The organism is Rickettsia endosymbiont of Culicoides newsteadi, assembly GCF_002259525.1.
GTDB lineage: Bacteria > Pseudomonadota > Alphaproteobacteria > Rickettsiales > Rickettsiaceae > Tisiphia.
Genome location: NZ_MWZE01000155.1, coordinates 1 through 1,393, shown reverse-complemented (window position 1 = coordinate 1,393; position 1,393 = coordinate 1). Strand labels below are relative to the sequence as shown.

Below are 1,393 nucleotides of genomic sequence, written 5' to 3'. Positions count from 1 at the left end.
AACTTATCCACATTCTTCGCTATTTACAACATCAATAATCTTTATTTTATATATTTAAAAGATTATTTTTTCAACTTGACACAGTTTGACGAACACTCCCTGTTTGAGCAATTATTCACCAAACAAAATAACGGTATATTTGTAAAATCAGAACTATTAACAACACTAGAGAATAACGAAATATATCTACCGGAGATATCTATCATAATTGCTAAATCTGGAGCTGATGCTCCAGAATCTTTGAACTCATTATTTAATAAATTATTTATACTTAACCCTAATTATAATCCAACGATAGCTATTGATATAAATTATACTTTTTATACTGAATATGTATCAGCAAATAAAAAATATATTGAATCCCCAATATGCACCACTTTTAAAAAGTATATGGGAATACCTAAAACGTGTAGTCTGTTGAGTGGTTCAGGGGTTAATATTAAAAACACTATGGAAACACTATTTAATTTACTCTTTATTGAAAATAATAATAATTACGTTCCTATACCAAATATCAACATAAATTCACTAGATAGGAATGATCTAATAAAAATAATTAAGGAAAAACATGATGCTATAGTCAATTCAGAAGAATTGGGTAGCAGGAGCGATGGAGTGATGCCTATAAGTAATAGGCAAGTGATGAGTGACGACTTTACTAACTTCTCATCACTTGTTGAGGGCTTAAATATTTTATGTAATGAGAATGCTTGGTACCCTTTATTAGAAGGAATTGGAGGAGCCGAATTGAAGACTTTGTCAACAAGAGAAATAGAGAGAATTATAGGTGATATAGTCAATTCAGGAGAATTGGGTAGCAGGAGCGACGCCTATATGTAATAGCCGAACGACGAGTAACAACTTCACCGAGTCAATCATTTATTTTGTGTAAGTTCTATTTTTTACATTCCAATAAATCATATTTAAAATTACCACAAAGTATTTCAAATTGATTCAAAGCTAATGACCAATCTTTTATGGGCATAGTCCATTTTTTAGATGCACTTTGTAGGGCTAAAAATATTATTTTTTGAATTGATTTATCATCCGGAAACACCCCCTTATTTTTGATAATTTTCCTAATTTGACGGTTGACTCACCTAGAACTGAATGGTTGTAAGCTAGGCTATACCCATAGTACCCTACAATTTTTGTAATAAATACTCTGCAAAGGTATTGTATATGGGAGGTTGAAGTAGTATAAGAGTGTATTTTCTGACTATGCACAATATACTACTTCAGTCACTGATACTAAACTTTTCTTGGAAAAAATCAAGGCTAGAATGTCTTTCTGGAATGATTATGAGTCTAATTGAGAATTGCTCCGTTAGCGGTAAAAACATGGCACTTGGAATTAAGAGTGAAGCTAAACATAGCTCTAGAATTCAAAGAA

2 protein-coding genes are annotated in these 1,393 nt (G+C 31.2%); one reads left to right on the top strand and one right to left on the bottom strand.

The annotated features are described in order from the left end of the window. On the top strand, positions 1-840 hold an 840-nt coding region (locus RiCNE_RS06975; RefSeq protein ID WP_204839969.1), incomplete at its 5' end, for a hypothetical protein. 55 nt (positions 841-895) lie between these two features. Here the strand turns inward: RiCNE_RS06975 and RiCNE_RS07650 are convergent. Next, on the bottom strand, positions 896-1,057 hold the full coding sequence (locus RiCNE_RS07650; protein WP_157905721.1) for a hypothetical protein: 162 nt from the start codon (positions 1,055-1,057) through the stop codon (positions 896-898). Between the last annotated feature and the right edge of the window lie 336 nt (positions 1,058-1,393).